Origin of the sequence: Ensifer sp. ENS06 (genome assembly GCF_014852205.1) — a bacterium.
GTDB classification, from domain to species: domain Bacteria; phylum Pseudomonadota; class Alphaproteobacteria; order Rhizobiales; family Rhizobiaceae; genus Ensifer; species Ensifer adhaerens.
On sequence record NZ_JACVBC010000001.1, the window covers coordinates 1008469 to 1034753 of the forward strand.

Annotated in this window: 30 protein-coding genes and 1 pseudogene; 17 read left to right on the top strand and 14 right to left on the bottom strand. The window is 63.0% G+C overall.

The window, feature by feature from the left end; genetic code table 11:
- Position 1: 1 nt before the first annotated feature.
- Positions 2-1537, bottom strand: coding sequence for a choline-sulfatase (betC, locus tag IB279_RS04950; RefSeq protein WP_060516270.1), 1536 nt, complete (start codon positions 1535-1537; stop codon positions 2-4).
- Positions 1534-2136 carry a transcriptional regulator BetI gene (betI, locus tag IB279_RS04955; RefSeq protein ID WP_113187068.1) on the bottom strand — a complete coding sequence of 201 codons (603 nt, stop codon included), beginning with the start codon at positions 2134-2136 and terminating at the stop codon, positions 1534-1536. Before betI ends, betC begins: the two co-directional genes overlap by 4 nt.
- A gap of 146 nt (positions 2137-2282) precedes the next feature.
- Here betI and IB279_RS04960 point away from each other — a divergent pair, with 146 nt between their 5' ends.
- A complete protein-coding gene (locus IB279_RS04960; protein ID WP_113187069.1) occupies positions 2283-2831 on the top strand; it encodes an HdeD family acid-resistance protein in 549 nt (182 codons plus the stop codon).
- A 2-nt stretch (positions 2832-2833) separates the two neighbouring features.
- Here IB279_RS04960 and IB279_RS04965 read toward each other — a convergent pair whose 3' ends face one another.
- Entirely contained in the window at positions 2834-3406 is a 573-nt protein-coding gene (locus tag IB279_RS04965) for a TetR/AcrR family transcriptional regulator (protein WP_113187070.1), read from the bottom strand.
- A gap of 83 nt (positions 3407-3489) precedes the next feature.
- Between IB279_RS04965 and IB279_RS04970 the strand changes: the two genes are divergently transcribed.
- From IB279_RS04970 to IB279_RS04985, 4 genes are all read left to right on the top strand, one after another.
- Positions 3490-3891: a hypothetical protein gene (locus IB279_RS04970; RefSeq protein ID WP_113135466.1), complete on the top strand. Its 402-nt coding sequence runs from the start codon at positions 3490-3492 to the stop codon at positions 3889-3891.
- Positions 3892-3925: 34 nt separating this feature from the next.
- Positions 3926-4360, top strand: coding sequence for a DUF3995 domain-containing protein (locus IB279_RS04975; RefSeq protein ID WP_113187071.1), 435 nt, complete (start codon positions 3926-3928; stop codon positions 4358-4360).
- A 218-nt stretch (positions 4361-4578) separates the two neighbouring features.
- Positions 4579-6375, top strand: coding sequence for a GGDEF domain-containing protein (locus IB279_RS04980; protein ID WP_034789215.1), 1797 nt, complete (start codon positions 4579-4581; stop codon positions 6373-6375).
- A 95-nt stretch (positions 6376-6470) separates the two neighbouring features.
- Complete coding sequence (locus IB279_RS04985) at positions 6471-7469, top strand: NAD(P)H-quinone oxidoreductase (RefSeq protein WP_113187072.1); 999 nt, start codon at positions 6471-6473, stop codon at positions 7467-7469.
- Between the two features lie 318 nt (positions 7470-7787).
- Here IB279_RS04985 and IB279_RS04990 read toward each other — a convergent pair whose 3' ends face one another.
- Both IB279_RS04990 and IB279_RS04995 read right to left on the bottom strand, forming a co-directional pair.
- Positions 7788-8273: an NUDIX pyrophosphatase gene (locus tag IB279_RS04990; RefSeq protein ID WP_112975665.1), complete on the bottom strand. Its 486-nt coding sequence runs from the start codon at positions 8271-8273 to the stop codon at positions 7788-7790.
- A gap of 89 nt (positions 8274-8362) precedes the next feature.
- Complete coding sequence (locus tag IB279_RS04995; protein WP_113187073.1) at positions 8363-9100, bottom strand: DUF3750 domain-containing protein; 738 nt, start codon at positions 9098-9100, stop codon at positions 8363-8365.
- Between the two features lie 71 nt (positions 9101-9171).
- On the opposite strand from IB279_RS04995, the gene IB279_RS05000 reads away from it, so the two are divergent.
- Complete coding sequence (locus tag IB279_RS05000) at positions 9172-10179, top strand: asparaginase (protein WP_034789224.1); 1008 nt, start codon at positions 9172-9174, stop codon at positions 10177-10179.
- A 63-nt stretch (positions 10180-10242) separates the two neighbouring features.
- Here IB279_RS05000 and IB279_RS05005 read toward each other — a convergent pair whose 3' ends face one another.
- Positions 10243-10995, bottom strand: a complete 753-nt coding sequence (locus IB279_RS05005; protein WP_112975662.1) for a DeoR/GlpR family DNA-binding transcription regulator — start codon at positions 10993-10995, stop codon at positions 10243-10245.
- 91 nt (positions 10996-11086) lie between these two features.
- On the opposite strand from IB279_RS05005, the gene IB279_RS05010 reads away from it, so the two are divergent.
- Complete coding sequence (locus IB279_RS05010; RefSeq protein WP_060516262.1) at positions 11087-11458, top strand: hypothetical protein; 372 nt, start codon at positions 11087-11089, stop codon at positions 11456-11458.
- A 260-nt stretch (positions 11459-11718) separates the two neighbouring features.
- Positions 11719-12339 carry a glutathione S-transferase family protein gene (locus IB279_RS05015; RefSeq protein ID WP_113187091.1) on the top strand — a complete coding sequence of 207 codons (621 nt, stop codon included), beginning with the start codon at positions 11719-11721 and terminating at the stop codon, positions 12337-12339.
- A 17-nt stretch (positions 12340-12356) separates the two neighbouring features.
- Here the strand turns inward: IB279_RS05015 and IB279_RS05020 are convergent, their stop codons facing one another.
- Positions 12357-13262: a bestrophin family protein gene (locus IB279_RS05020; protein WP_060516261.1), complete on the bottom strand. Its 906-nt coding sequence runs from the start codon at positions 13260-13262 to the stop codon at positions 12357-12359.
- A 168-nt stretch (positions 13263-13430) separates the two neighbouring features.
- Between IB279_RS05020 and IB279_RS05025 the strand changes: the two genes are divergently transcribed.
- Positions 13431-14018, top strand: a complete 588-nt coding sequence (locus IB279_RS05025; RefSeq protein ID WP_210338586.1) for a dihydrofolate reductase family protein — start codon at positions 13431-13433, stop codon at positions 14016-14018.
- Here the strand turns inward: IB279_RS05025 and IB279_RS05030 are convergent.
- Both IB279_RS05030 and IB279_RS05035 read right to left on the bottom strand, forming a co-directional pair.
- Entirely contained in the window at positions 13994-14374 is a 381-nt protein-coding gene (locus IB279_RS05030; protein ID WP_112975660.1) for an MmcQ/YjbR family DNA-binding protein, read from the bottom strand. The two genes, IB279_RS05025 and IB279_RS05030, sit on opposite strands and share 25 nt — an antisense overlap.
- A 40-nt stretch (positions 14375-14414) precedes the next feature.
- Positions 14415-14609, bottom strand: coding sequence for a hypothetical protein (locus tag IB279_RS05035; protein WP_113187074.1), 195 nt, complete (start codon positions 14607-14609; stop codon positions 14415-14417).
- A gap of 89 nt (positions 14610-14698) precedes the next feature.
- Between IB279_RS05035 and IB279_RS05040 the strand changes: the two genes are divergently transcribed.
- Positions 14699-15637, top strand: coding sequence for a LysR substrate-binding domain-containing protein (locus tag IB279_RS05040; protein ID WP_192339110.1), 939 nt, complete (start codon positions 14699-14701; stop codon positions 15635-15637).
- A 29-nt stretch (positions 15638-15666) separates the two neighbouring features.
- Here the strand turns inward: IB279_RS05040 and IB279_RS05045 are convergent, their stop codons facing one another.
- A complete protein-coding gene (locus IB279_RS05045) occupies positions 15667-16329 on the bottom strand; it encodes a glutathione S-transferase family protein (protein ID WP_090294718.1) in 663 nt (220 codons plus the stop codon).
- 197 nt (positions 16330-16526) lie between these two features.
- Here IB279_RS05045 and IB279_RS05050 point away from each other — a divergent pair, with 197 nt between their 5' ends.
- From IB279_RS05050 to IB279_RS05065, 4 genes are all read left to right on the top strand, one after another.
- Positions 16527-16895, top strand: a complete 369-nt coding sequence (locus IB279_RS05050; protein WP_113187075.1) for a hypothetical protein — start codon at positions 16527-16529, stop codon at positions 16893-16895.
- Between the two features lie 124 nt (positions 16896-17019).
- Positions 17020-18390, top strand: a complete 1371-nt coding sequence (locus IB279_RS05055) for a PepSY domain-containing protein (protein WP_192339111.1) — start codon at positions 17020-17022, stop codon at positions 18388-18390.
- Between the two features lie 174 nt (positions 18391-18564).
- Positions 18565-20898 (top strand): bifunctional diguanylate cyclase/phosphodiesterase, encoded by a 2334-nt coding sequence (locus IB279_RS05060; RefSeq protein ID WP_192339112.1) that lies wholly within the window; start codon positions 18565-18567, stop codon positions 20896-20898.
- A 139-nt stretch (positions 20899-21037) separates the two neighbouring features.
- Entirely contained in the window at positions 21038-21826 is a 789-nt protein-coding gene (locus IB279_RS05065; RefSeq protein ID WP_034789236.1) for a L,D-transpeptidase family protein, read from the top strand.
- A 74-nt stretch (positions 21827-21900) separates the two neighbouring features.
- On the opposite strand, the gene IB279_RS05070 is transcribed toward IB279_RS05065, so the two are convergent.
- Positions 21901-22377 carry a MarR family winged helix-turn-helix transcriptional regulator gene (locus tag IB279_RS05070; protein WP_060584243.1) on the bottom strand — a complete coding sequence of 159 codons (477 nt, stop codon included), beginning with the start codon at positions 22375-22377 and terminating at the stop codon, positions 21901-21903.
- A gap of 116 nt (positions 22378-22493) precedes the next feature.
- Between IB279_RS05070 and IB279_RS05075 the strand changes: the two genes are divergently transcribed.
- On the top strand, positions 22494-22916 hold the full coding sequence (locus IB279_RS05075) for an organic hydroperoxide resistance protein (protein ID WP_060603983.1): 423 nt from the start codon (positions 22494-22496) through the stop codon (positions 22914-22916).
- A gap of 89 nt (positions 22917-23005) precedes the next feature.
- Here the strand turns inward: IB279_RS05075 and IB279_RS05080 are convergent, their stop codons facing one another.
- Positions 23006-23293, bottom strand: coding sequence for a DUF1236 domain-containing protein (locus tag IB279_RS05080; protein ID WP_060584245.1), 288 nt, complete (start codon positions 23291-23293; stop codon positions 23006-23008).
- 138 nt (positions 23294-23431) lie between these two features.
- Between IB279_RS05080 and IB279_RS05085 the strand changes: the two genes are divergently transcribed.
- Positions 23432-23689, top strand: coding sequence for a hypothetical protein (locus IB279_RS05085; protein ID WP_060516252.1), 258 nt, complete (start codon positions 23432-23434; stop codon positions 23687-23689).
- Positions 23690-23747: 58 nt separating this feature from the next.
- Here the strand turns inward: IB279_RS05085 and IB279_RS05090 are convergent.
- Both IB279_RS05090 and IB279_RS05095 read right to left on the bottom strand, forming a co-directional pair.
- Positions 23748-23949: pseudogene (locus IB279_RS05090) on the bottom strand (PhnA domain-containing protein).
- Positions 23950-24029: 80 nt separating this feature from the next.
- A complete protein-coding gene (locus IB279_RS05095) occupies positions 24030-25604 on the bottom strand; it encodes a helicase HerA-like C-terminal domain-containing protein (RefSeq protein WP_060516251.1) in 1575 nt (524 codons plus the stop codon).
- 250 nt (positions 25605-25854) lie between these two features.
- Here IB279_RS05095 and IB279_RS05100 point away from each other — a divergent pair, with 250 nt between their 5' ends.
- Entirely contained in the window at positions 25855-26247 is a 393-nt protein-coding gene (locus tag IB279_RS05100) for a hypothetical protein (RefSeq protein WP_034789243.1), read from the top strand.
- Positions 26248-26285: the final 38 nt, after the last annotated feature.

The following is a 26285-nucleotide window of genomic DNA, read 5'->3' on the forward strand; positions in this document are numbered from 1 at the left end:
GTCATTCTCCCCGCGGATAGCGTTTGGATTCCTCGAGATTGTCGAGGTTCATATGGTTGCGCATGTAGCGCTCGGATGCCTTCTGCAGCGGCTGGTGATCCCAAGGGTAATAGGCGCCGTTCCGGAGCGCCTCGTAGACCACCCAGCGCCTGGCCTGGCTTTCACGCACGGCCGCATCGAAACCTTCCATGTCCCAATGGGCGGCGCACATGTCCTGGAACGCCTGCAGGGTTGCCGCCTGTACCGGCGTTTCGGGCTTGGCAGCGAGGTTTGTCAGTTCCAGCGGATCCGCTTCGAGATCGTAGAGCTGGTCGGGATCGAGCGCACAGTGGATGTATTTCCATTTGCCTTCGCGGATGGCGACCAGCGGCGCGTAGGAGGCTTCCGCCGCATATTCCATCAGCACCGGCTCTGAGCGCTCCTCGCCGTTGATCATGGGCACCAGGCTGATGCCATCGGTCCAGGGCTTGACCTCGTCCATGGTAATGCCGGCGAGGTCGGCAAGCGTCGGCGTCACGTCGAGATTGGAGGTCGGCGCCAGATGCAGGCCGGCTGCGACGCCGGGGCCGGCGACCATCAGCGGCACGCGGGCAGAACCCTCAAAGAAGTTCATCTTGAACCACAGTCCGCGCTCGCCAAGCATATCGCCGTGATCCGAGCAGAAGAGGATCAGCGTGTCGTCGAGCATGCGGGTGCGCGTCAACGTATCCAGAAGTTCGCCGACTTTTTCGTCAAGATAGGAAATGTTGGCGAAATAGGCGCGGCGCGAGCGGCGGATGTTGTCTTCCGTCAGGTCAAAATTGACGTAGTCGCAGGAATGCATGATGCGCTTGGAATGCGGATCCTGCCGGTCGTCCGGCAGCATGCCGACCTCGGGCAACAGATGCTCGCAATCCTCGTAGAGGTCCCAGAACTTCTTTCGCGCCACGTAAGGGTCGTGCGGGTGGGTGAACGAGACCGTCAGGCACCAGGGGCGGCGCTCCGCGTCGTCGTTTTCGCGCGACAGCTGGTAGAGCTTCTGGTTGGCAAGGAAGGCGACCTCGTCGTCATATTCCATCTGGTTGGTGATCTCGGCGACGCCGGCGCCGGTGACCGAGCCGAGATTGTGGTACCACCAGTCGATGCGCTCGCCGGGCTTGCGATAGTCCGGCGTCCAGCCGAAATCGGCCGGGTAGATGTCGGTCGTCAGCCGTTCCTCGAAGCCGTGCAGCTGGTCCGGGCCGACGAAATGCATTTTGCCCGACAGCGCCGTGTAGTAGCCGGCGCGGCGCAGGTGATGTGCATAGGTCGGGATCGAGGACTGATACTCGGCGGCGTTGTCGTAGACGCGGGTGCGGCTCGGCAACTGGCCGGCCATGAACGAGGCGCGGGCAGGGGCGCAGAGCGGCGACGAGGTGTAATTGTTGCGGAACCGGGCCGAGCGGGCGGCGAGTGCCTTCAGGTGCGGCGCATGCAGGAACGCGGCCGGTCCGTCGGGAAAGAACTTTCCGTTCAGCTGGTCGACCATGATGATCAGGATGTTCGGTCTTGCGGTCATGCGGCCGTTCCCTGGTATGTGAGCCGATCGATGTGCGAGGTGACATAGTCTTCGGTAAGCGCGATCGAAGCTTCGATGCTGATCGGCGCGGAGCGCAGACTCTGGCGGATATAGAGCCCGTCGATCATCGCAGCTGCGCCTTCGGCAATGCGTTCCGCGTCATCATCGGCACAAAGCGTCTTGAGGCTCGCCAGCAGATTGGATCGCAGGCGCCGGGCATAGACCACGAGCAGCCGCCGCACCTCTTCCGAGCGCTGCGCTTCCGAGTAAAAGGCAAGCCAGGCGGCGATCGTATCAGGGGCGAACTGGCTTGCCTGGAAGGAGACGCGGATGAGCGCGCTCAGCCTTTCGCGCGGGCCTGCCACGGTGCTGAGCGCCGTTACCGTGTCGTCGCGCAATTGCCGTAGAAGGCTGCGGATGGTCTCGATCAGCAATTGTTCCTTGCTGCCGAAATAGTGGTGGGCAAGGGCAGGGGAAACGCCGGCGTGGCGGGCGATCTCGGACATGGTGACGGCAAGCGTGCCCTGATCGCCGATCACGCGCAGCGCTGCGTCGACCAGCGCCTTGCGGCGCACCGGTTCCATCCCGACCTTCGGCATCCGTCTCTCCCTTGACGATGATCAGTCTATTTTTGATTGACTCATCAATCAATAAAAATCGGCGGTGTTTTCGCTTTCCTTTTGTGCAGAAATCCGGCTCAATCCCCGCGTTAGCGATCTCGCGTTGCAAAGGACTGGAGGTTGAGATGACCCACGCATTCGATCGAGCCGACAAGTCAGCGGTTGCCGGTAAATGGGGGTGGTTCGTCGCCCTCGGCGTGCTGTTGATCATGTGCGGCGGCCTTGCCTTCGGCAATCTGCTGATGGCGACGGTCGCGTCTGTCTATTATGTCGGGATCATCATGCTGGTCGGCGGGCTGTTCAATCTCGCCCACGCCTTTCAGGTAAAGGGCTGGGACAGCGTGCTCTACTGGGGCCTGAGCGGCGCCTGCTATACGATCGCCGGCCTTTTTGCCTTCATCAATCCCGTGCTCGCCTCGTCCTTCCTCACCTTTGTCATGGCGATCGCCTTGATCGTCGCCGGTTGCTTCCGCATCTGGGTTGGCCTGAAGCTCAGGCCGCTGCAGGGCTGGGGCTGGGTTGCACTCGGCGGTCTGGTCACGCTTGTGGCCGGCCTGATCATCGCTGCCGGCTGGCCGGTCAACAGCCTCTGGATCCTCGGCCTGTTTCTCGCCGTCGACCTCGTAATGCAGGGCTTGTCGCTGATCGCCTTCGGCGTTCTGGCCAAGGGCTGAGTTTAGCGCGAGGTGCTGCCGAGCAGCGCCTCGAGCAGCCGGAGCAGATCGCCGCGAAGATCAGCAAGACCGTTTGCAGCGAGCGCCTCAAGTCCGATCAGCGCGCCGTAGAGCGCGCTGGCGCCGCTGCGGCTCTCACTTGGCGAAAATCCGCAATGACCGAGCAGGTCGGCAATGTAGCCAAGGCGGCGTTCGTCGACGGACTTAATGGTCATGGCGGCCATGGCGTCGAAGCGCGCCCATTCGCGGACCGCGCTGTCCGTCAGCAAGCCGCCATAGGGAAGGCTGCGTTCGTCGGTCGCGGCATGCACCAGCAACCGCAATCGCTCCTGCGCCGTTACTTCCACGGCTTCGATTTCTGCGATGATCGCGTCTGTCGCTTCGCGCGCCCAATGGGCTAGCATCTTTGCCTTCAGATCCGGCACATCCTTGAAATGCCAGTAGAAGGAGCCCTTGCTCACCTTCAGGTCGCGGGCGATCGCCTCGGCCCGGATCGCCTGCACGCCGCCGGTCGTCAGTGCGCGGAAGGCGGCCTTGATCCAATCATCGCTCGTGAGGGTACTTTTTGTCGTCATGGCCTTCCATACGTCACCGTATTGACTGATGCAACCAGGTCGCGTACATACGCTGCCGTATGGTGAAGATTGGAGGCGAAGGCATGAGCAAATGGCTTCTGGCAGCGGGCATCCTGTCCCTGGCGACAACGGGCATTCATCTCTTTGCCGGCGGGCCGGAGGTGCATGTGCCTTTGCTTGCAAGCAGCCCCTCGGCGCTGCTTAAAACCTATGTCTCGCTTCTCTGGCACGCGACGAGCGCCATCCTCCTGATCAACAGTATCGCCCTGCTGTTTGCCGCCGTGAACGGGCGTTACCGTGCGCCGCTGGCCGCTGCGGTGATCGTGCAATATCTCGCCTATGCGGTGCTCTTCATCGGCTACGGGCTTGCCTATCTCGGTTCTCTCTCGACCACGCCGCAATGGGCGGCCTTTCTCCTCATGGCCGCGCTTGCGGCGATCGGCGTGCGGTCGGGCAAAGGGTCTCCGTCAACCGTGACCGCTTGAGGCGGTCCGCCCACAGGCAAGCAAGGAACCCATCATGTTGGCGGCAATCGCGATCCTGCTTTTCCTCGTTCTTTCCGGTATCGCCGGGCTGCATGCCTACTGGGCGTTCGGCGGACTTTGGCCCTGTGACGACGAAGAAACGCTTGTCCGCACGGTGGTCGGCACGAAGCACCGGTCGGCGATGCCGCCGGTCTGGCTGACGCTGGTCGTCGTCGTACTCCTCTTTGCGGCGGCGCTCCTGCCATTGTCCGTGACGCCCGTCTTTGCAGGGCTTTTGCCGCCGATCCTCGGCCATGTCGGCCTTGCGGGGCTTGCCGCCATCTTCGTCGCCCGTGGCCTCCTGGCCTTCACCACCGCGTTCCACCAACGCCACGGCACGGAGCCCTTCGTGACGCTCGACCGTCGCATCTACGGTCCGCTCTGCCTGGTCATCGGTGCCGGATACCTGACATTGCTCGTTCTCGTCTGAACCATCCTGGCGCGACGGTCAGGATGGGGCAGACGCCGACCGATCGCAGGACTTGCTCATGAAACTACTGATTTCATTAGAGTGTTTGCATCTGATTGGCGCAGTTGCGGCTGTCACATAGCTTTCATCAAAGCTTCATAATGGGGAAAGACTTCGTTGACGCTTGCTGGCCATGCTGCCGGCGTTCGACCGTCCGTCCCATATTTCTGGAGCCCGGCATGTCCGCCGCCCCCGCCGAAATTCTCTCGTTGCGCCGGTTCGGCGACGACCAGATCGTAACGCTCGCCAAGCTGGTGATCGAAACCGCCTTCCAGCCGATCGCAGAAGCGGCGACCGGCACCGTCTTCGGCTACGAATCCCTGATGCGCGGCTTTCAGAAACTCGGCTTTGCCTCGCCGCTGGAGCTGCTCGACAAGGCGGAAGAAGAAGGGCAGCTGCTGGCGCTCGAACACATGATCAACAGTCGCGCCGTCGCCGGCTTTGCGACGCTGCCCGATCATTCCGCACGCACGCTGTTCCTCAACTTCGACTCACGCCTCGTTGGCGGTGAAGGCGACATCGTCGAACGCCTCGTCAACCACTTGAAGCGCGCCAATATCGCCCCGTCGTCACTCTGTTTCGAGCTTTCCGAGCGCTTCGATGGCGGCAAGATGCCGGATTTCTCGGCCCTCGTGCGTGATCTCCGGCTTGCCGGTTTCAAGCTGGCGATTGACGATTTCGGCGCCGGCTTCAACGGGCTGAAGCTGCTCTGCGACCAGCCGGTCGACTATGTGAAGATCGACAGACACTTCGTCTCGGGCATCGAGGCCGATGCCCGCAAGCGCCATCTCGTCCGCCACACGGTCAACACCGCCCATGTGCTCGGCACGCGGGTGATCGCCGAAGGTGTGGAGACGGAGGCGGAGTTTCTGACCTGTCGCGACCTCGGCTGCGATCTGGTGCAGGGTTATTACGTCGCCCGGCCGACGACGCATCTGAGCGAACTTCTGCCTGCCTATCCGCATCTCGACCAGAGCGTCGCCAGCCGGCGGTCCTCGTCGACGCTGGACGGCATCCTGATCCGCAAGCAGATCGAGCAACTGCCGACCGTTCGCGAAAGTGACGAACTCGATTCCGTCTTCGATCTCTTCCGGCGCAATCCGCGCCAGGGATTCTTCCCGGTCCTGAACGCCAATGGCGAGCCGCGCGGCATCCTGCACGAGTATCACGTCAAGGAGTTGATCTATCACCCTTTCGGCCGCGATCTCCTGAAGAACCGGATCTACCAGCGGCGGATTTCGCACTTCGCCAGCCCGGCGCCGATCGCCGATCTCGACACGCCAGCGGATGAAATGCTGAAGATCTTCGCCGGAATGGACGGCAGCGATTGCCTGATCCTGACGGAGAACATGCGCTACGCCGGCACGCTCTCGGCCTCGTCGCTTTTGAAGATTATCAACGAAAAACAATTGAAGATGGCGCAGGAGCAGAATCCGCTGACGGGTCTGCCCGGCAACCGCGCCATCCGCGACTATGTCCAGGACGCGATCCTCGACGGCGATCATGCGCGTTACTTCTGCTATTGCGATTTCGACGACTTCAAGCCCTTCAACGATACCTACGGTTTCCAGAAGGGCGATCTCGCGATCACGCTCTTTGCCGCCCTGCTGCGCCGCCATTTCATCGGCGAGGAGAAATTCCTCGGTCATGTCGGCGGCGACGACTTCTTCGTCGGTGTCAGCGGCTGTTCGGTCGAGGAGCTGGAAGCGGTGCTGAACCGCCTGCTCGACGATTTTCGCTCCGACGTAGGCCAGCTCTATTCGCCGGAGCATCAGGCGGAGGGCCGCATCAGCGGCTACGGCCGTGACGGCTCGGCGAAGGATTTTCCGCTGATGCGCTGCTCGATTGCCGTCCTGGGGCTGCCCGAAGGCTTTGTTTTCTCCGACGCCCAGGCCGTCAGCGCCCGCATCGCCGAGATCAAGTCGCGCGCCAAGGCGAGCGATACCGGTCTTGTCATGGATGCACTCGGCGGCTGAGCTGCGCTTTCGACGACCGCTCGTTCGACAATCAGCCTTTTCGCCTCGCGTTTCCGGCGCTACCTATGCGCCTTGAGAATTCGCGAGGTAGTGCCATGTCTCTTCCATTGGAAATGCAATTCATCGACCTTCCAGCCCCGGGCGGGCCTGAAAACATGGTGCTCGCGAAGGGGCCGTTGCCAGAGCTCAAGCCGGGCGACATCCTCGTTCGGGTGGAGGCGGCGGGCATCAACCGTCCCGACGTTTTGCAGCGCAAGGGCGACTATCCGCCGCCGCCGGGCGCAAGCCCGATCCTCGGCCTGGAAGTGGCGGGCGAAGTCGTGGCGCTCCGCGAGGGGGCTAAAGGGTTCCGGATCGGCGACAAGGTCTGCGCGCTCGCCAATGGCGGCGGCTATGCGGAATATACGGCGGTGCCCGCGACCCAGGCGCTCGCCTGGCCTAGGGGTTATGACGCCGTGAAGGCGGCCGCCCTGCCGGAAACGTTCTTCACCGTCTGGGCCAATGTCTTCGATATGGCCGGGCTGAAAGCGGGCGAAACCATCCTCATCCATGGCGGCTCCAGCGGCATCGGCACGACGGCGATCCAGCTCGCCAAGGCCTTCGGCGCCGAGGTCTTCGTCACCGCCGGCAGCACCGAGAAATGCCGCGCCTGCGAAGCGCTCGGCGCCAAGCGCGCGATCAACTATCGCGACGAGGACTTCAAGACGGTCGTTCTCGAAGAGACCGGCGGGCGTGGCGTCGATGTCATTCTCGACATGGTCGGCGGCCGCTATTTCGACCGCAACATCGGTTCGCTCGCCAAGGACGGCCGTCTGTCGATCATCGCCTTCCTCGGCGGCGCCAAGGTTGAAGGGGCGAACATCGCGCCGATCCTGACCAAGCGGCTGCATGTCATGGGCTCGGCCTTACGTCCGCGCACTGCGGCGGAAAAGCAGGCGATCCGCGACGGTCTGGTTGAGAAGGTCTGGCCGCTGCTGGAAACTGGCAAGGTCGCGCCGGTCATCCATTCCGTCCTGCCCTTCAGCGCGGTTGCCGACGGCCATCGCCAGATGGAGCAGGGCGACCATGTCGGCAAGATCATCATGTCCCTGTGATCGGAACGATCGTCAGGCCTGTGATCGGCGGCGAAGAGGAAAACGTCTTCGACCATCGTCGCCCTTGTAATCGCTGGTGGATCGCTTACCTTCAAATCATCAGCAACGAACAGAAAGGAAGGTGGTCCAATGTCTAATGAGATTTCGGTCTTGGTGAAGGGCATGGAAGAGGTGAAGGTGTCGAGGCAGCCCTCGGCATAATCCCCGCCTTCCTTCGGGTCTGGAAGCCCGGGCCAGTCATACGGCCAAAACTCATGGAAGGGTCGCCTCGCGCGGCCCTTTTCCATTTTTAGCACTTGGCTCAGCATCAAGCCTCGCCTAACCGGCCGATCCGACCGGCGCCGTTTCCTGGATCAGCAGCCAAGGGTTCGGTTCGTTGTCGACGAACTCGTCCCGGATATGCTTCAGCACTTTCCTTTGCCCGGCAAAGGGCACCATGCGGAGCGCTTCGTCAAAGCTCACCCAGCGAAACGCGCTGTGTTCGGCATTGAGCCGGACCGTGGCGCCCTTGGCTGCAAAGCTGACGAAGACGGGCAGCAGGCTGATGGCATTGCGGTCGGCCTCGTAAAACTGCTCGCAGATGTCGGCGGAATAGAAACGGTCGGGCCGCAGGCCCGTTTCCTCCTCGACTTCGCGCAGGCCCGCCTGCCAGGCCGTTTCATTCGCTTCGATCGCGCCGGCGACTTGGCACCAGGTTCCCGCAAGTGTTCCGGTGCGCTTGAGAAGGAGAACCTCGAAGGTGCTCCCAGCCGGGCGGAGAACGACAACCGAAACAGCAAAGCTCCTGATCGGTATTTCATGCATGCGGGCGCGTCCTCCTGATTCGACCGGCGCACCATGCAATGCAAACCACCGGCGCTCAACCTAAGCGATGGCCCGTCAAGCCTGGACCATCATATGCCGATGCGTCCGATCGCCGGAACCTTGATGCCGGGACTGGCGAAGTCGAAACCGGCGACAAGGCCGAAGAAATGCAGCTCGAGGCCGCTGCGAACACCCGCGGAGATACCGGCCAGGCCATAGAGCGTCGCGTGCAGGTCGCGCCCGTCGGCATCGATCTGGAACAGCTTTCCCTCCGGCAGATAGTCGCGGCCGACTGCGTCCGGCGGCAGCACGGCGCCGAGTTCCGGTACGGTTCGCAGCACGTGGGCGACGAAGGTGTTGGAGTTCGGGCCGGGCCAGATCCGGTAGCCGCCAGGCGAAGCGTAAGGGTAGCTGGCGATCGCCGCCTCGATCTTCGGGATCAGCCGCGTGGCGTCAGCGCCGGTCACCGAGACGACCAGCCGCGGCTCGTTCGAGTACCAGCGTGCATCCGCCGGATAGCCGTTCCTGCGGATCGGTTTGCCCCAGCCGACCTTGTCGTAGCGATCGTAGGTGGCAGCGCCCTCATTCTTGGTCACGATCCAGGCGTGGCTCGCGACAGCACCCTTCATGCCGCCCGTGGTCGCCGAGAACACGTAGATCGCCGCGTCCGCGCTTTCCGTTGCCTTCGGCAGGATCCCGGCCGAGGACCAATCGGCGTCGCGCCAGCTTTGCGGCCGGTCCTGCATGTACCACCAGCCGGCCGAGGCCAACGCCGGCAGCAGGTAGATGACGAGAAAAGCAGCGGCCAGCCTGCGGGCGAATTTCATGAAAACTCCGTTCCTTGCCGGTAAAATCCTGCTAAATGCACGGAGCAATTTCGGATATTTGAGGGCAAGGCATGTCAAATCCCGTTCTCGTCGAAGTTACCCGCGGAAACCTCGTCGAAAGCCGCCACCGCGGCGTGGTCATTGCCGTCGACGGCGACGGCCGGACCGTCTTCTCGCTGGGCGAAACCGACAGCGCCGTCTTCCCGCGCTCGGCCTGCAAGGCGATGCAGGCGCTGCCGCTGATGGAAAGCGGCGCGGCCGACGCCTACGGCTTCGGCAACCGGGAACTGGCGCTTGCCTGTTCGTCCCATTCCGGTGAGCCGGAACATGTGGAACTGGCCGCCAAGATGCTGGCCGCCGCAGGCCGCGATGTCTCGGCGCTCGAATGCGGCGCCCATTGGTCGTCCGACCAGAAGACCCTGATCGGCCAGGCCCGCAGCCTGGAAGCGCCGACGGCGCTGCACAACAATTGCTCCGGCAAACATTCCGGCTTCATCTGTGCCTGCTGCCATTCGGGCACGGAGGTGAAGGGTTATGTCGGCTACGACCATCCGCTGCAGCGCGAAATCCGCGGCGCTATGGAAAGCCTGACGGGCGCGATCCTTGCCAAGGACAATTGCGGCGTCGACGGCTGCTCGATCCCGACCTATGCGGTGCCGCTGAAGGGGCTCGCACACGGTTTCGCGAAGATGGCGACCGGCGTCGGCCTTGAAGCCGAGCGCGCCCGCGTCTCGCGGCGGCTGATCGAGGCCTGCATGGCCGAACCCTTCTTCGTTGCTGGCACCAAGCGCGCCTGCACGCGGCTGATGAAGACGGCGCCCGGCCGCATCTTTGCCAAGACCGGGGCGGAAGGTGTGTTCTGCGCCGCCATTCCGGAAAAAGGCATCGCGATCGCTTTGAAGTGCGAAGATGGTACGACCCGGGCTGCCGAAGCCATGGTCGCGGCAACGCTTGCCCGCTTCTTCAGGGACGAGCCCGAGCTGCACGCGGCGCTGATGGCGCAGGCCAACCATTCCATGCACAACTGGAACGGCATCCATGTCGGCGACGTCAGAGTGACCGACGCTTTCGCCGCCTGAACTGTGGCGGGCCGTCTCGGCCCGCTCACTTTCCCGACGTTCCGCTGTCGGCGCAGTGCGCCATCAAGCGCCGATGATCGCAATGTCCGTGCCGTCATAAGGGGCGAGCATGCCGTCGCTGATCTCGTTGGGAACGATGAAGCCCGAGAGCTCAGGGATCGCGGCCACGTGGTGCGGCGAGACCGCATCGAATTTTTCCACCGTTGCGAGCACGTAGGTTTCCGCGGCCTGGCCGAGGATCGCCCGCTTGACGGCCGCCTCCTCGAAGTCGCCGGTTGAAACACCGTGGGCCGGGTGAATGGCGGTGACGCCGAGGAAGAACAGGTCGGCTCGGATGCCGGCAATCGCTGCAAGCGCTGCTGCTCCCGTCGCGACCATCGAATGCTTGTAGAGCCGCCCGCCGATCAGGATAACCTCCGCTTCGTGGCGCTCGAGTTCGGCGGCGATCGTCGGGCTGTGGGTGACGACGGTCAGCCGCATGTCGCGCGACATCGCCCGGGCAATCTCTGCATTGCTGGTGCCGCCATCGAGAAAGATTGTCTGACCGGCTTCGATCATCGCAGCCGCCTTTCGTCCGAGCCGGCGTTTGACGTCGCCGGCGATCTCCTGACGCGCCGCAAAGTTGGGCAGCGGCGGCACCAGAGGCAGCGCGCCGCCGTGCACGCGCTTCAGCAGTCCCTCCGCCGCCATTTCGCGCAGATCGCGCCGGATCGTGTCCTCGGACAGGTCCAACTCGTCAGCCATGCGCTTGGCGACGACCTCGCCATCTCGCGCCAGCCGCGCCGAAATCAAAGCCCGCCTCTGTATCGTCAGCATGAAATGTCTCCTTGACTCTTCACGATATTGCACGAAATATCACGATTATTCCAGAATAATCTGGATCGTTCATAGCATCTCGGGAGAGAAAATGCTGATCTTGATCGCAGGCCCCTATCGTTCGGGAACCGGGGACGACCCGGCGAAAATGGCCGCCAACCTGAAGCGGCTGGAAGAGCCGTCCTATGCGCTGTTCAAGGCAGGCCACGTGCCGATGATCGGCGAGTGGGTGGCGCTGCCGGTGTGGCATGCGGCTGGCGGTGCGCGGATCGGTGACGATCTCTATGAGGAGATTTTTCATCCTGTGGCGGGCCGGTTGCTGGCGCTTTGCGAGGCGGTTCTGCGCCTGCCGGGCGACAGCAAGGGGGCCGATAACGACGTGCGCATTGCCCGCGAGCGCGGCATTCCCGTCTATTATCGCCTGGAGGACGTACCCGGCTGCAGCGAGCCGCTGGTCGCGTGAACGTGCAGGCCCGGCAGTTGTAGCCTGCCGGGCACCCCTAAACGACGGCGGACGGCAGCGATCTGTGGCGCCTTGCCACTTCTGCTTGTCAATCGGGGTGACTTCCTTTCTTCTGCAGCCGGTCTTTGCTTTGGAGCGACACGGCAGGAAGCGTGCGGTTCTCCGCGCGCATGCCGCTTCTATCCATGGAATTGACAGAGCCGGTTCGGTCCATCGACATCACGTCAACCGGTCCGCATGATCGCAGAGGAGAGCTCAAAGTGTTGAAACTGTTCTACGCCCCCGCAACCTGTTCACTGGCTTCGCATATCGCGCTGGAAGAAGCGGGCGCCGAATACGAGGCGCGCCGTGTCGATTTTTCGACAGCCGAGCAGACCAAGCCCGACTATCTCGCGGTGAACCCGAAGGCGCGGGTCCCAGCGCTCGTGACCGACAGGGGCGTCATCACCGAAACGCCGGCAATCCTGACCTATATCGCGCAGGCCTTTCCAGCTGCGAAGCTCGCTCCGGCGAACGACGCCTTCGCCTTCGCGCAGTTGCAGTCGTTTCTGAATTACCTCTGCTCGACGGTGCATATTGCCCACGCCCATGGCCGCCGTGGCGCACGCTGGGCCGACGATCCGGCCGCGCATGAGGCGATGAAGGCCAAGGTCGCCTCCAACATGACCGCCTGCTACGAACTGATCGAAAGCAAGATGTTCGAAGGGCCGTTCGTTTTTGGCGACAGCTATTCGATCGCCGATCCCTATCTCTTCACCGTCGCCGGCTGGATCGAGTCGGACGGTGTGGATCCCGCGCGCTTCCCAAAAATCGTCGATCATCGCAACCGCATGACCGCACGTCCAGCCGTCGCCCGGGTGCTGGCGATGCTGAAGGTCTGACGCCTCGGCAGTTGCGGCTACATCAGGATGTAGTTCTTCGGCTGCGGTAGAGGTGGAAGGTTGGTCTCGCCCAGCGCCTCGCGCAGGTTGATTTCGATGGTCTCGGCAAGCGCAACGATCGGCAAGTCGTTCGGCAACACGCCGAACGGCTCCTCCAGCTCGTCGCCGAGCGCGTCGAGGCCGAAGAAGGTGTATGCGACAAGCGCGGTGACGAAGGGCGTCGCCCAGCCGAGCGCATCGGCAAAGCCGAAGGGCAGCAGAAAGCAGAAGAGATAGGCGGTGCGGTGCAGGAGCAGCGTATAGCCGAACGGCACGGGGGTGTTGCGGATCCGCTCGCAGGCCGCAAGCATGGCCGACATCTTGCCGAGCGTGCCATCCAGCTGCGCCCACTGAAAGTCGCTGATCGTGCCGGTTCCGTGCAGTCCGGCGAGAATGCCGCCCATTTCGCGCAGCAGAAAGTCCGGTCCGTTGCGGCTTGCCTTGTAGCCGGCAACGAGATCTGTCGGCAGCCGCGCTAGCGGTCTGCCGACATCGCTTCCCGGCCGCAGATGGCAGACCAGTGCGTGGCCAAAGGCGATCGTGATGTCGAGCAGGCGCTGCCGCTCGGTTCCGGCAAGGATCAGCGTCTGGCGGGCGAGGTCGCGTGCGGTGAAGATCAACTGTCCCCAGTCCTTCCGCGCCTCCCACCAGCGGTCGTAGCAGGCATTGTTGCGGAAGCCGAGAAACACGGAGAGCGCGATGCCGAGCAACGCGAAGGGGCCGCTGCTGACGCTCGGCACCAGGCCGGGATCGACGCGGTGCGCCCAGACGACGAAGGCGGAGAGCGCAAAGACGAACAGCACTTGCGGAAAGATCCGCTGGATGACCGAACCCCGGAGGATGAAGAAGAGTTTCAAAAGGGTGGGGCGGTTGCGAACGATCATGGAAATACCTGTCCGGCTGTTCGCTTAACCGGTATAGGCGCTGGCTTGGAAATGGAAGAGCCGTCCGTTGGGCGACGTCCCCCGCGTAGCCAGGATTATTTTGCCTGGGATGTCGGGCTTCCTGTCTGCCGCGCGTCCTTGGCGTGTAACGCCAACAGGGAGACAATGATGATGCGCAAGGTGGTTGCAGGCATGCAGATGTCCATCGACGGTCTGATCGACGGGCCGGATGGCTATACGGACTGGGTCGATTCCTGGTCGGATACGTTCGACGTCCTGCCCGAGATCGACGCCTGCGTCCTGGGGAACGGCATGTATTCGGGCTACGAGCAGTATTGGAGCGCGATCAAGCGCGACCCGCATGCGCCGCTGGAGTTCACCGGCCAGTTGCCGACGCCCGAAGAAATCGAATACGCGGACTTTGCGCTTGGCACGCAGCATTATGTCCTCTCGAAAACCCGTTCCGACGTCGAATGGGAAAACGCCAGGATCGTGCGCGACGTCTCCGAAATCGAGACGCTCAGGCAGGCGCCGGGCCGCACTATCTATGTCGTCGGCGGCGCGCGCACGGTGTCGAGCCTGATGGACCACGGCCTGATCGACGAACTGCGTCTCACCATCCACCCGCTCGTGGTCGGCAAGGGCAAGGCGCTGTTCGACACCGTGGCGGAGCGCCATCATGTGCAGCTCGATAACGTGAAGCGACTGGATGGTGGCAAGGTCTGCCTGGTCTACAAGGTCGGCGGCAGAGCCTGACCTGGCTCGAGGAAGCTCGCGGCGAGCCGCCTTGGCGCCTTCTCGCGCCAGGCGGCAACCAGCCGCCCGGTTAGGCTTTGGTCGTCGATTTCCGAAAGCCGCACCAGCATAGCGGGCCAGCCCTTGTAGTGATCCGTTTGAAAGTAGAGCCCCGGGTCGAGCTCCAGCAGCATTTCCTTTTCTTCGAGCGCGCACATGACGACCAGCGTCTCGCCATCCTTCATGCGCACAAAACTCTTGTCTTTCACCAGCAGCGCCGGCGTACCGTAGGACGTGCCGATCGTCACTTCGGGCAGGCCTGCGGCCTCCGCCAGCCTGACGACACGGATGAAGTTGCGCTCGAGATCGTCGCTCATCCGGCCAGCATATCATAGTGCAGCTTCAAAGCCGCAGGTCCTAGAGGCGGCTGCCGGTGCAGTCCGCCATGCGTGGCCACGGCCAGCCCGGGAAGGGCAGGTCACCGAGTTCGCGCCCATCCATCCGTTCGAGATCCGGATGCTGCAGCGGATCGCGCGCCCAGGCGAGCGGCGCGTCGTCCTTTCGGTCGTCGGATGTTTTGAGCGGCGTCAGTTTCGAGAGAAGCCTCAACATGGCGGACCATCCTTTCGATGCTTGGATGATCCGCCTGTCCTGTCATCTTTTCAATTGAGAATGGCAGAGATCGTGTTTAGAAAAACTATATGAGAGATTTGAACACGGTACATTTGAACGGGCTGCGCGCCGTCGAGGCTGCCGGCAGGCTGGGATCGCTGGCCGCCGCGGCGGACGAATTGGGCGTGACCCCTGGCGCCGTCAGCCAGCAGATTGCCAAGGCGGAGGCCCAGCTCGGCCGCGTGTTGTTCGAGCGCACCCCGCGCGGCCTCGTGCCCACCGATTTCGGCCAGCGCTTCCTCGCGCGCATCAGCAACGCCTTTCACGAGCTGGCAGAGGCCGTGGCTTCAGCGCGCCGCCGCGACGAGTCGGTGCTGACCATCTCGGTCGCGCCGGTCTTTGCCGCCCGCTGGCTGGTCTATCGGCTCAACCGTTTTGCCGAACGCCATCCCGACATTCGCCTGCGCATCGACGCGACCACAAAGCTCGTCAATCTCGACACGTCGGATATGGATGTCGGCATTCGCGTTGGTACGGGCGAGTGGCCGGGCGTGAAATCCGAGCCGCTGTTGCAGCAGGAGGTTTTTCCGGTCTGTTCGCCGGCCATGGCCGAAGGGCTTCGGAAGCCTGCAGATATTCTAAAACTGCCCGCTGTTATTGACGGCCATTCGATGTTCAGCTGGGAGGTGTGGCTCCGCGAAGTCGGGCTCTCGGGCGCGGAAGTGAACGTGCGCCACACCTTCAATGAGGCGTCGCTGGTGCTCGATGCCGCGATCTCCGGCCAGGGGGTGATGCTCGCCTGGCAGACACTCGCCGGCTTTGCGATCGCGCAGGGCAGCCTTGTGGTACCGTTCGGCATCCGGGTGCCGACGGGCTTCGGCCACTACTTCGTCAGCGCGCCGTCACGGCGCGAAAGCAAGGCCGCCAAGGCGTTCAAGCGCTGGGTTCGTGATGAGGTGGAGGAGGGCATGCGCCTGCTCGACATCAAGGCGCCGCGCGTTCGCTTCGACGCGGCGACCATGGGCTGATCGCAGGGAGGCCCCCCCTTATTGACCGCTCAGTCCGCCAGTTCTTTCAGGCGTTCTTCCATCATCGCCTTGAAGGCCGGGCGGGCATGGCAACGGGCAAGCCAGGCCGAAACCCGCGGATGCTTGTCGAACAGCTGCGTCTGGCTCATGGCGTAGCGGAAGACCTCCGCAAGATTGAGGTCGGCGACGGTGAAGCGATCGCCGACGAGATAGTCGCGTCCGTCGAGGTGGCTTTCCATGCGGGCAAAGACCTTGTCGAGCGACGTCACGCATCTGGCGATCATCGCCTTGCCTTCATCCGTGTTCTCGGCGCCGTAGTCGTAGGTCAGGATGATCTCGACGGTGTGCGGCTCGACCTCGGTCGCCGCCCACATCGTCCAGTTGCCGATCAAGCCTTCCTCGGCGATATCGGCAGGCGCCAGTGGGCCGCCATACTTGCGCGCGAGATAGAGATTGTTGGCAAGCGATTCCGTCAGCACCACGCCATCATCCTCGATCGCCGGGATCAGCCCCATCGGATTGACGGCGAGGAAGGCGAGCGACTTGGTGTTGATCGGCGCATCAGCAGCCAACGGATCGGCGACGCGGCGTGCCTGGATGACCGGTACCGATTGGAAAGGGATGCCGAGTTCCCGCGCCATCCAGTAATTGCGCGATGCGCGCGAGCGATAAACCCCATAGATCGTCAGCATGCCGTGTTCCTCCCGTCCTGTGTTGTCGCCTGTCTTAGGCAAGCACCGGGAGTGACGGAAGCGGGCGGCGCTGATAGCACACATGAAATCTTTTGATGGTCCGTGCGGCGCTTTGCCGACTTGCGTTTGCGGACGCAGATCTTTAGCTGTCGCACGTCGATTTGGGGATGCGTTTGGCAAGGCTTTTAGGGGATCGGTTGACGAACTTGGCGGCGCGCATGCTTTGCGCGCTGGTCCTCGTCGTTTCGGCCTTGATCCAGCAACCGGCCGCCGCCATGCCGCGGTCGCCGGATGCGATCGCCTACGTCCTCCCGGATGGCAGCCTTGCCGATCTTTGCCTCTCTGGCCACGACGATCCCGATGGAAAAGGTGGCACGAAGGGCCACGGCTGCCAGTCCTGCTGCCTGGTTGCGCCCGCCGACCTGCCGGCGCCTTACCCGATCGTCTTGCCGTCGCAAGCCCGCGCGCGCCCGCTTTCCGTTCCGGCCGGCGATTTTGGTTTCGTTCGCTCGGTGCTCTTAACCGGAGCAGGGCCAAGGGCGCCACCAACGGTTTTCTCCGCCTGATACGCGCTTGAACGACAGCTGATTGGCCTTGGGGCGTCGCTCTTCGACGCGCATTGCCGTGATCGGCGGTCGTCCCGATTACCAAGAGGCGAAGCCGTGCAAACGGTCCTTCCCGGAGAAAACCATGACAACCGCATCCTTCACCAATGCCGTGGACAGCCCCGCGGCCACAGAGCGCGGCATCTCGCTCTACCGTGCCATCTGGCGCTGGCACTTCTTTGCCGGCCTGCTCGTCATCCCCTTTATGATCAGCCTGGCGCTGACCGGGGGGCTTTATCTGTTCAACGACGAGATCGACGATACCGTCTTTGCCTACCGCAACGTCGTGCCAGTGGGCGCCGAACGGATGTCGCCCTCGGCGATCGTCGCGACGGCGGTGGAGTCCGTGCCGGGCAGCGCTGCCGTGTCCTATCGCACGCCGGCCGGTGCGGATCGCTCCGCACGCGTCACCGTCGGCATCGGCAAGGCGCGCATGCTGGTCTTCGTCGATCCCTACACCGGCTCGATCCTCGACCGGGTCGCGCCATCGGAGGAGTTCAACCAGGTGGTCGAGGACCTGCACAGCCTCGATTATTTCGGCAAGTCGGTCGAAACAAGCATCGAGATCGTTGCGGGCTTTGCCATCCTGTTGGTCTTCACCGGCATCTATCTCTGGTGGCCGCGCCAGCAGACCGGCGGTGTGTTGACCGTGCGCGGCACGCCGGCACGCCGGGTGTTCTGGCGCGATCTCCATGCGGTGACCGGTATCGGCGCCGGCCTGCTGATCGTCTTTCTCGCCTTCTCCGGGCTTCTGTGGTCCGGCTATTGGGGTGCAACGGTCAACGGCAAGCTGACGGCGATGGGGCTCGGCTATCCGGCAGCGCTTTGGGATGAGGTCCCGACCTCCAGCAAGGTGTCGACCGACGTGCTGCCCAGGGCCAATTGGCTGATGGAAAACGCGCCGGTTCCGGCGTCCAGCGGTGGCGCGGGCGAGCCGATCGGGATCGATCGCGCCGTCGCGATCGCGGATGCTGAGGGCATGCTGCCCGGCTACGAGCTCGCGATCCCGCTCGACGAGACTGCCGTCTATACGGCCGCCATCTTTCCCGCCGACCTTGCGCGGGAGCGCACGATCCATATCGATCAATATTCCGGCAAGCCGCTCGTCGACATTTCCTTTGGCGATTACCCGGCGTTCGGCAAGGCCATCGAATGGAGCATCAACGTGCACAAGGGGCAGGAATGGGGGCGCTTCAACCAGCTCCTGATGCTGGCCGCCTGCATTTCTATCGTGCTCGTTTCCCTTTCCGCCGTCATCATGTGGTGGAAGCGGCGCCCGGCGGGACGCATCGGCGTGCCCCCGATGCCGCCGCGGCGCAGCGTCTATGTGGGCTTGTGGCTCATGGCCATTGTCTTCGGGCTGGCGTTTCCGTTGACGGGCATCGCGATCGTCGTCATGGTGATCGTCGATCAATTGCTGATGCGCGTTGCACCGGTGCGCCGACGGTTGTCCTGAACGGGCATTAAGGGGTGGCGTCATCCACCCCTTCTATCGCCTCTTGCAACTTGACCGTTGCAACCTCTACACGATTTTTCTACAGTTATTTAGGAAGAGCTAACTCTTGCTCGTCTAACGTGAAGTGGGGAAAGATCGACCAGCGACGCGGCGAAGAGCGTCGGGAGGCCTTGCTTGGCGAAGAACACGTCCCGCAATCCGCGATATGCCGCTCTCAATGCCGGCGGCAACGCGGAAACGCGCCGCCTGATCGACGCCAGCAATCGGCTGGCCGAGGAGGTCGCGCGCATCTTTCCGAGCGAACCCGATATCGCCGATCGCCACTACTGGTTGGAGACGATCATCAACCACGTGCCGGACTACATCTACGCCAAGGATGTGGAGGGGCGGTTCCTGATCGCCAATCAGGTGACGGTTGCCGACAACGGGCTCGAAGCCATGAAGGATATCGTCGGCAAGACCGATTTCGATCTCCATCCGCCGCAGATGGCCAAGGCGATTGCCGACATTGAGCGTCGCGTCATCGAAACCGGCGAGCCGATCTTCGGCATCGAGGAACGGGCCATCGTTAGCAAGGGCCGCGATCGCTGGCTGATGACCTCCAAGGTGCCGCTGCGCAACAAGAGCGGCAAGATCGTCGGCATCGTCGGCGTTTCGCGTGACATCTCCGACCGCAAGGCGGCCGAGCGGCTGCTCGAAGGGCAGGCGCGCCTGCTTGAGATGATCGCCAACGGCCGGCCGCTCGACGCCTTCTTCCGCGACATGATCCTGTTGATCGAAGCCTTGATGCCGGGCATCAAGGGCTCGGTGCTGCTGCTGTCGCCCGATGGCCGCTATCTCTTCCACGGCGCAGCGCCAAGCCTCGACGAGGCCTATTGCGCGACCATCCACGGCGTCGAGATCGGCCCGCGCATGGGCTCCTGCGGCACGGCCGCCTGGCGCGGCGAGCAGGTGATCGTCTCGGATATTCAGGTCGATCCGCTCTGGGACGATTATCGCGAGCTGGTGCTTCCCTACGGCTTCCGCTCCTGTTGGTCGACCCCGATCCATTCGCGTGAGCGCAAGGTGCTCGGCACCTTCGCGCTCTATTCCGATGTCGTCGGCGTGCCCGACGACGGACAAAAGGAACTGATCGCCATGGCGGCGCATCTCGCCGGCATCGCGATCGAGCGCAAGCAGGCGGACGATCGCATCAGCTTCATGGCGCACCACGACGCGCTGACCGGTCTGCCCAACCGCGCACAGTTCGAGGAACAGGTCGCCGAGGCGCTGGAAGCCCTGCGCGGCAGCGGCCAGTGGGCGGTGCTCGCCTTCCTCGATCTCGACAATTTCAAGCTGGTCAACGATACGCTCGGCCACGCCGCCGGCGACGAACTCTTGAAGGTCACGGCCTCGCGCATGCGCGCTTCGGTGCGTAAGTCCGACATGGTCGTGCGGGTCGGCGGCGATGAATTCATCCTGCTTTTGAACGGGCTTCCCTGCGAGCGCGATATCGTGCTGGCTCGGCTCGAGGATATCCGGCGAGCGATCGCCGCGCCGATGCAGATCGAGGGCCGCAGCCTGCAGGTCACCTGCAGCATGGGGGTCGCCTGTTTTCCCAATCAGGGCAAGACGGTCGGCGAACTGCTCGCCAATGCCGACATGGCGATGTACCGGGCCAAGGAGCTCGGCCGCAACAACCTGCAGGTCTTCACCGAAGAGATGGCCGCCAAGGCGCATGAGAAGCTCAAGCAGCAGGAGGAGCTGCGCCAGGCGCTCGCGCGGCAAGAGTTCTTCCTGCAGTTCCAGCCGCAGATGAATCTGGCGACTGGCCGCGTTTTCGCGGCCGAAGCCTTGCTGCGCTGGCGCCACCCCGAACGCGGCACGGTCTCGCCGGCGGCGTTCATTCCGCTCGCCGAGGAAACCGGGCTGATCGTGCCGATCGGCGACTGGGTGCTGCGCGCGGCCTGCCGCCAGGCCAGGGCCTGGCAGGATGCCGGCCTGCCGCCGCTGATCATCAGTGTCAACGTTTCGGCGCGCCAGTTCCGTGAGCGCAACTGGGCCGCCCATGTCGCGGCAATTCTCACAGAGACCGGGCTTGACCCGTTCTGCCTCGAACTGGAACTGACCGAGAGCCTGATCATGCAGGATGTCCCTGGCGCGATCGCCACCATGCACGAGCTGCAGGCGATCGGGGTGCACCTGGCGATCGATGATTTCGGCACCGGCTATTCGAGCTTGAGCGCGCTCAAGCGCTTCCCGGTGCGCCGACTGAAGATCGACCGGTCCTTCGTCGCCGACATTCCGACGGATCTCGACGACAACGCGATCACCGCCGCGATCATTTCGCTTGCGCGGAACCTCGGCCTTCGTGTCATTGCCGAGGGTGTGGAAAACCAGGCCCAGGTGGAATTCCTGCGCCAGAGCGGTTGCGACGAAATTCAGGGCTACTTCTTCAGCCGGCCGCTCTCGGCTCCGGATTTCGAGGCGCTGATGCTGCAGCCGCGGTTCAGTATCCACAGCGTTTGAGCCCTGCCACCCTCGCGACGCAAGCTTCGTTCCAGCCGTAAATGCAAGCATCGCCCCAATCCGTGGGGGCTGTGCGTAGCATTTCGTTAAGCAAATTCATGCAGCACTCCTCATGCCGCACTCAAGCCCCCAGAGTTCGATGTCCTCTTCAGTCCTTTTCTCCCGTCGCCAGTTTCTTCGCTCGTCCGGCGTGGCGCTCGCCTCCGCCGGTCTTGCGAGCTGCACTTCGTCGATGAACACGGATGTCTTTCGCTATGAGACGGCGCCGGTGTTCCGCAATCCAGCGGTCGAGGGACGGTTTACCGATCCGCGCGCCGAAGGCATCTATGAAAGGCAGGATGGCCCAGGGCCAGTTCCAACCGGTCTTCCGCCGCAGGGCCTCTATGTCTCGGACATCTATGCCTCTGTGAGCGACAGTGGCTATCAGGTGCCGGAAATTCCCTATCGCCAGATCGACGCGCGCTTCTACCGCCAGGAGGTCAGCGATCCCTTCGGCGAGCAGCCGGGCACGATCGTCGTCGATACCGGCGACCGCTACCTCTATCTGATCCAGCCGGGTGGCCGGGCGCTGCGTTACGGCGTCGGCCTCGGTCGCGAGGGTTTTGCCTGGTCGGGTCGCGGCGTCATCCAGTGGAAACAGAAGTGGCCGCGCTGGACCCCGCCGGACAGCATGGTCGCCCGCCAGCCACAGCTAAAGCCCTATTCGGCCCAGAACGGCGGTATGGCCCCAGGCCTCAACAATCCGCTTGGTTCGCGCGCGCTCTACATCTTCCAGAACGGCCAGGACACGCTTTACCGAGTTCACGGCACGCCGGAATGGAAGTCGATCGGCAAGGCGGTCTCGTCGGGCTGCGTGCGCATGCTCAACCAGGATGTCATGGATCTCTACGATCGCGTCCGCGGCAAGGCGCCGATCCTCGTTATCTGATGACGGTCAGGGACGGATATCCGCCCCTCACGTTTCCGCACAGCACCCACCGCGTGGAGCGGAAGGCAGGTCGGTCAATCCTCGCCGGGGCCGGCATTGAGCTGCCGCGTCAGCTGATGCAGCGTCTCGCGAATGTCTTCTGCTTGCTTCAGGCTGCATCCCGAGGCCTTGCTGATGCCGATCAGGATGCCGAAGGCCTCGTTTTTCAGGTCCTGGCCCTTGTCCGTCAGCCGCACGATCACCTGACGTTCGTCGCTCGGGTCGCGCTGGCGACCGACATAACCGGCTGCCTCCAGGCGCTTGAGAAGCGGCGACAACGTGCCTGAATCCAGACCGATCTCCTCGCCGATCCGCTTGACCGTCATCTCGTCCTGTTGCCAGAGCGCCAGGAGCACGAGATATTGGGGATAGGTGAGGCCGAAACGATCGAGCAGCGGCTTGTAGGCGCGGTTGAATGCATGCGCCGCAGAGTAGACCGCAAAACACAGCTGCTTGCCGAGCGCGAGTGCTTCCTCGGGAATGGTGTCGCTATGTGCCGCCTTGTTCGTCATGCGCCATTGTCGCAAAAAGACGCTCGAAATGCAATTTGCAAAATTAATTTGCGTACAATTGAATTTTGCGCTATCTAAATCGCATTCACTCAGGAAACGCAAAGGAGACCCCGCCAATGCCCATTCTTTACCGCACCACTGCATCCGCAACCGGTGGCCGCGCCGGCCAGGCCAAAAGCGCCGACGGCGTGCTCGACGTCACGCTCACCGTTCCGAAGGAACTTGGCGGCGACGGCGCCCGCGGCACCAATCCCGAGCAGCTCTTTGCAGCCGGCTACTCGGCCTGCTTCCTCGGCGCGCTGAAATTCGTGGCCGGCAAGGAGAAGGTAAAGCTTCCGGAAGACACCACGGTGACGGGAACCGTCGGCATTGGTCCGCGCGAGGATGGCACCGGCTTCGGCATCGATGCTGCGCTCGAAATCACTTCGCCGGGCGTCGACAAGGCCGTGCTCGAAGATCTCGTCCAGAAGGCGCATATCGTTTGCCCCTACAGCCATGCAACCAAGGGCAACATCGACGTCAAGCTGACCGTCGCGTGAGTTTCTCAGATTGAGTTCTCTCAGATCCCCTGTTGAAAGAAGCCCGGCGGTCTCCGTCGGGCTTCTTTTTTCAGGCATGCTGTGCCGGTCTACTGCAAAACCTCGATGACCCGCCTGCTCTGCGGATCAACCAGCACCCTTTGCTGGTTGACGACGACATAGCCGTAGGTCGGTTGCTGCGGGATCGGGTAGACCTCGACCGTGTCGGGCAGGGGTTCGCCCACGACGACAGTGCCGTCATAGGTCACGGATGGGCTGGTTTGCTGAAGGACGTAGGTTTTGACCTCGCCGGGAACGATGACCGTCGTGGTCTGAGCCAGGGCGACGCCGGAAAAGGCAAGGCTTGCCACAAAACCGGCTAGGATGATTTTCTTCATGACAGTACCTCCTGTCCCTAGCCAACGGTCCGGCGACCGATTGGTTCCCCTGCCGCGGCGCGGGAACCTATGCTTCGACTGGGAGCTGCTGGAACCTATGCTCGGGCTGAGGAGTTGATGAGCAGGAGGTAAAATAGGATGATCGCCAGGCCGAAAACCAGAACCTGCGCGCTTGCGCAGCGAGAGCTCGAATGCGCGACCGCATTGCGCGAGGAGTTCCAACTGCTGACGGATCTCGCCGAGCGGGTAGGGTGGCATTGGGACGAGATCGCCTTGGCTCTGCTGGAGTTGACGGACGAATACGCCGCCACCCAGCGGGCCGCCGTTGCGGTGAGCGGGCGCCGCTTGAGCGCTTCACCCTCCCCAACACACGGCATTGACAAGACACGGCATTGATCGGCACGGCGGGCCGTCGAGTCATTTCGCCGTGCCGTTCCGGCATCCCGCGCGGGCCTTAAGCCTTCTTCAGAAATTCGGTGCGCATCACCCGACCCTTGGTCTTTTCGACGCGGCACTCGACTTCATCGGGGGAGGATGCGCTTGACCATCGTCCCGCGCTTCAGCGTCGTCGCGGTTCCCTTGCCTTTCAGGTCTCTGATCAGGGTGACATTGTCGCCGTCCTTGAGGATGGCGCCGATTGAATCCTTCACATCCATGCGGATGTTCCAGAAATGACGACGCGCCCTGATTTGGTCAGGGCGCGTGGGAATGGATGGGCCGCGTCGGCCGGTCTTGGTTAGCGTCGGCTAAGGCTGCCGAGGATGCCGCGCACCAGGGCGCGGCCGACCTGGGTCGCGACTGTGCGGGCGACCGATTTCATCGCCGCTTCGACGACCGTCTCGCGCTGGTAGCCGGAGCTGCGCGGGCGCGCCTGCTTGCCGGCCGGTGCCGCCTGATCGTCGTCGCCAAAGCCCGGCAGCGTCCAGCGGCTGCCGCCGGTGCTCGCCTCGCTCGTCTGCTGCTCGGCCTGAGACTGTGCCTCGGCCTGTGCGTCGGCTGCCTTTTTGGCGCGCGCTGCCAGAATTTCGTAGGCCGATTCACGGTCGAAATCCTCATCGTAAAGCTCACGGACCGGGCTGACGTCCATGACCTTCTTCCGTTCGGCCTCCGTCAGGGGACCGACGCGGGACTGTGGCGGTCGCACCAGCGTACGCTCGACCATCGAGGGCGCGCCCTTGCCTTCGAGCGTGGAGACCAGAGCCTCGCCGGTGCCGAGATTGGTGATCACCGTGGCGCAGTCGAAATCCGGGTTCGGGCGGAAGGTGTCGGCGGCGGTCTTCACCGCCTTCTGGTCGCGCGGCGTATAGGCGCGCAGCGCGTGCTGAACGCGGTTTCCGAGCTGACCGAGAACCGTGTCGGGCACGTCGAGCGGGTTCTGGGTGACGAAATAGACGCCGACGCCCTTGGAGCGGATGAGGCGCACGACCTGTTCAACGCGCTCGATCAGTGCCTTCGGCGCGTCGTTGAAGAGCAGATGCGCCTCGTCGAAGAAGAAGACCAGCTTCGGCTTGTCCGGGTCGCCCACTTCCGGCAGCTCCTCGAACAGTTCCGACAGTAGCCAGAGCAGGAAGGTGGCGTAGAGCCGCGGGTTCATCATCAGCTTGTCGGCCGCCAGCACCGAGATCGCGCCGCGGCCGTCATTGGTGGTGCGCATGATGTCGGAAATCTTCAGCGCCGGCTCGCCGAAGAAATGTTCGGCGCCCTGCTGTTCGAGGATCAGCAGCTCGCGCTGAAGCGAGCCGACCGAGGACTTGGAAATGAAACCGAACTGATTGGAGAGCGTGCTGGCATTGTCGCCCATGTAGTTGAGCAGCGCCTGCAGATCCTTGAGGTCGAGCAGCGGCAGTCCGCCCTCATCGGCGATCTTGAAGGCGATGTTGAGCACGCCTTCCTGCGCGTCGGTCGCGTTCATAAGCCGCGACAGGAGCAGCGGGCCCATCTCCGACATGGTGGTGCGAACGCGATGGCCCTTCTCGCCGTAGATATCCCAGAAGATGACCGGGAATTCCTGAAACTCGTAAGGATTGGTCGGCAGGCCGATCTGTTCGGCACGCTTCAGGATGAAATCCTTGGCCTCGCCGATCGCGCCGATGCCGGAGAGGTCGCCCTTGACGTCGGCGCAGAAGACCGGGACGCCAGCGTTGGAAAAGCCTTCGGCAAGCACCTGCAGGGTGATCGTCTTGCCGGTGCCGGTGGCGCCGGTGACCAGGCCGTGTCGATTGCCGAACTTGAGCTCCAGATACTCGCCCTTGTTGATCGAATCATCAGGCTTGCGGCTGGTGCCGATAAAGAGCTTGCCTTCTTCCAACATGTGGGCTTCATCTCCGTTTCATCAATGAAAGCGGGCGGTTCGCAGTGTCGCAGGGGCGCGCCGTCATCGAAATGTGCCTGGATTTCTGTTATAGGTGGTGCGGTTGCGCCCGGCAACAAGGCTGTGCCTATCCGCGACCGGAATGCGGCGATATCGATAGGTCGATAGTCACGGCTCACGGCTTGTTATTTGGTGGGCGATCATTTACCTTGACGTCAACGTCAAAAATCCAAAATGAGGGAGTTTCTCCATGAATGAACTGGTCACGCGCGTTGCTGAAAATGTCGGCATCGAGCCGGCAACCGCCGAAAAGGCTGTCGGCATGATCCTCGGCTTCCTGCAGCGCGAAGCCGCCGACGGTCCGGTTGCCCAGATGATTGAAGCGATCCCGGGCGCGTCCGAACTGATCGCTCAGTACAACGGCGAAGGCACCGGCGGCGGCGGCCTGCTCGGCGGTCTGATGTCGGCGATCGGTGGTGGCGGCGTCATGGCGCTCGGCCAGCAGCTGATGAGCCAGGGCCTCGGCATGGGTGAAATCACCGGACTTGCAAAGGAAACCATCGCGTTCGCCAAGGAGAAGGCCGGCGCAGACGTGGTCGACGAAGTCGTCGCTTCGGTTCCGGGTCTCAGCCAGTTCGTCTGATACCGGCAACTCGAATCTAAAAAACGAAGCCCACCGGC

Coding starts and splice junctions, on each gene's coding strand:
- IB279_RS05055 (WP_192339111.1), top strand. CDS start 17,020: ATGACAACCGCATCCTTCACCAATGCCGTGGACAGCCCCGCGGCCACA.
- IB279_RS04965 (WP_113187070.1), bottom strand. CDS start 3,406: ATGACGACAAAAAGTACCCTCACGAGCGATGATTGGATCAAGGCCGCC.
- IB279_RS04980 (WP_034789215.1), top strand. CDS start 4,579: ATGTCCGCCGCCCCCGCCGAAATTCTCTCGTTGCGCCGGTTCGGCGAC.
- IB279_RS05030 (WP_112975660.1), bottom strand. CDS start 14,374: ATGAGCGACGATCTCGAGCGCAACTTCATCCGTGTCGTCAGGCTGGCG.
- IB279_RS05045 (WP_090294718.1), bottom strand. CDS start 16,329: ATGCTGACGATCTATGGGGTTTATCGCTCGCGCGCATCGCGCAATTAC.
- IB279_RS04975 (WP_113187071.1), top strand. CDS start 3,926: ATGTTGGCGGCAATCGCGATCCTGCTTTTCCTCGTTCTTTCCGGTATC.
- IB279_RS05085 (WP_060516252.1), top strand. CDS start 23,432: ATGATCGCCAGGCCGAAAACCAGAACCTGCGCGCTTGCGCAGCGAGAG.
- IB279_RS04960 (WP_113187069.1), top strand. CDS start 2,283: ATGACCCACGCATTCGATCGAGCCGACAAGTCAGCGGTTGCCGGTAAA.
- IB279_RS05005 (WP_112975662.1), bottom strand. CDS start 10,995: ATGCTGACGATACAGAGGCGGGCTTTGATTTCGGCGCGGCTGGCGCGA.
- IB279_RS05040 (WP_192339110.1), top strand. CDS start 14,699: ATGAGAGATTTGAACACGGTACATTTGAACGGGCTGCGCGCCGTCGAG.
- IB279_RS05065 (WP_034789236.1), top strand. CDS start 21,038: ATGTCCTCTTCAGTCCTTTTCTCCCGTCGCCAGTTTCTTCGCTCGTCC.
- IB279_RS05095 (WP_060516251.1), bottom strand. CDS start 25,604: ATGTTGGAAGAAGGCAAGCTCTTTATCGGCACCAGCCGCAAGCCTGAT.
- IB279_RS04990 (WP_112975665.1), bottom strand. CDS start 8,273: ATGCATGAAATACCGATCAGGAGCTTTGCTGTTTCGGTTGTCGTTCTC.
- IB279_RS05000 (WP_034789224.1), top strand. CDS start 9,172: ATGTCAAATCCCGTTCTCGTCGAAGTTACCCGCGGAAACCTCGTCGAA.
- betI (WP_113187068.1), bottom strand. CDS start 2,136: ATGCCGAAGGTCGGGATGGAACCGGTGCGCCGCAAGGCGCTGGTCGAC.
- IB279_RS05020 (WP_060516261.1), bottom strand. CDS start 13,262: ATGATCGTTCGCAACCGCCCCACCCTTTTGAAACTCTTCTTCATCCTC.
- IB279_RS05100 (WP_034789243.1), top strand. CDS start 25,855: ATGAATGAACTGGTCACGCGCGTTGCTGAAAATGTCGGCATCGAGCCG.
- IB279_RS05010 (WP_060516262.1), top strand. CDS start 11,087: ATGCTGATCTTGATCGCAGGCCCCTATCGTTCGGGAACCGGGGACGAC.
- betC (WP_060516270.1), bottom strand. CDS start 1,537: ATGACCGCAAGACCGAACATCCTGATCATCATGGTCGACCAGCTGAAC.
- IB279_RS05025 (WP_210338586.1), top strand. CDS start 13,431: ATGATGCGCAAGGTGGTTGCAGGCATGCAGATGTCCATCGACGGTCTG.
- IB279_RS05070 (WP_060584243.1), bottom strand. CDS start 22,377: ATGACGAACAAGGCGGCACATAGCGACACCATTCCCGAGGAAGCACTC.
- IB279_RS05075 (WP_060603983.1), top strand. CDS start 22,494: ATGCCCATTCTTTACCGCACCACTGCATCCGCAACCGGTGGCCGCGCC.
- IB279_RS05035 (WP_113187074.1), bottom strand. CDS start 14,609: ATGTTGAGGCTTCTCTCGAAACTGACGCCGCTCAAAACATCCGACGAC.
- IB279_RS04995 (WP_113187073.1), bottom strand. CDS start 9,100: ATGAAATTCGCCCGCAGGCTGGCCGCTGCTTTTCTCGTCATCTACCTG.
- IB279_RS04985 (WP_113187072.1), top strand. CDS start 6,471: ATGTCTCTTCCATTGGAAATGCAATTCATCGACCTTCCAGCCCCGGGC.
- IB279_RS05080 (WP_060584245.1), bottom strand. CDS start 23,293: ATGAAGAAAATCATCCTAGCCGGTTTTGTGGCAAGCCTTGCCTTTTCC.
- IB279_RS04970 (WP_113135466.1), top strand. CDS start 3,490: ATGAGCAAATGGCTTCTGGCAGCGGGCATCCTGTCCCTGGCGACAACG.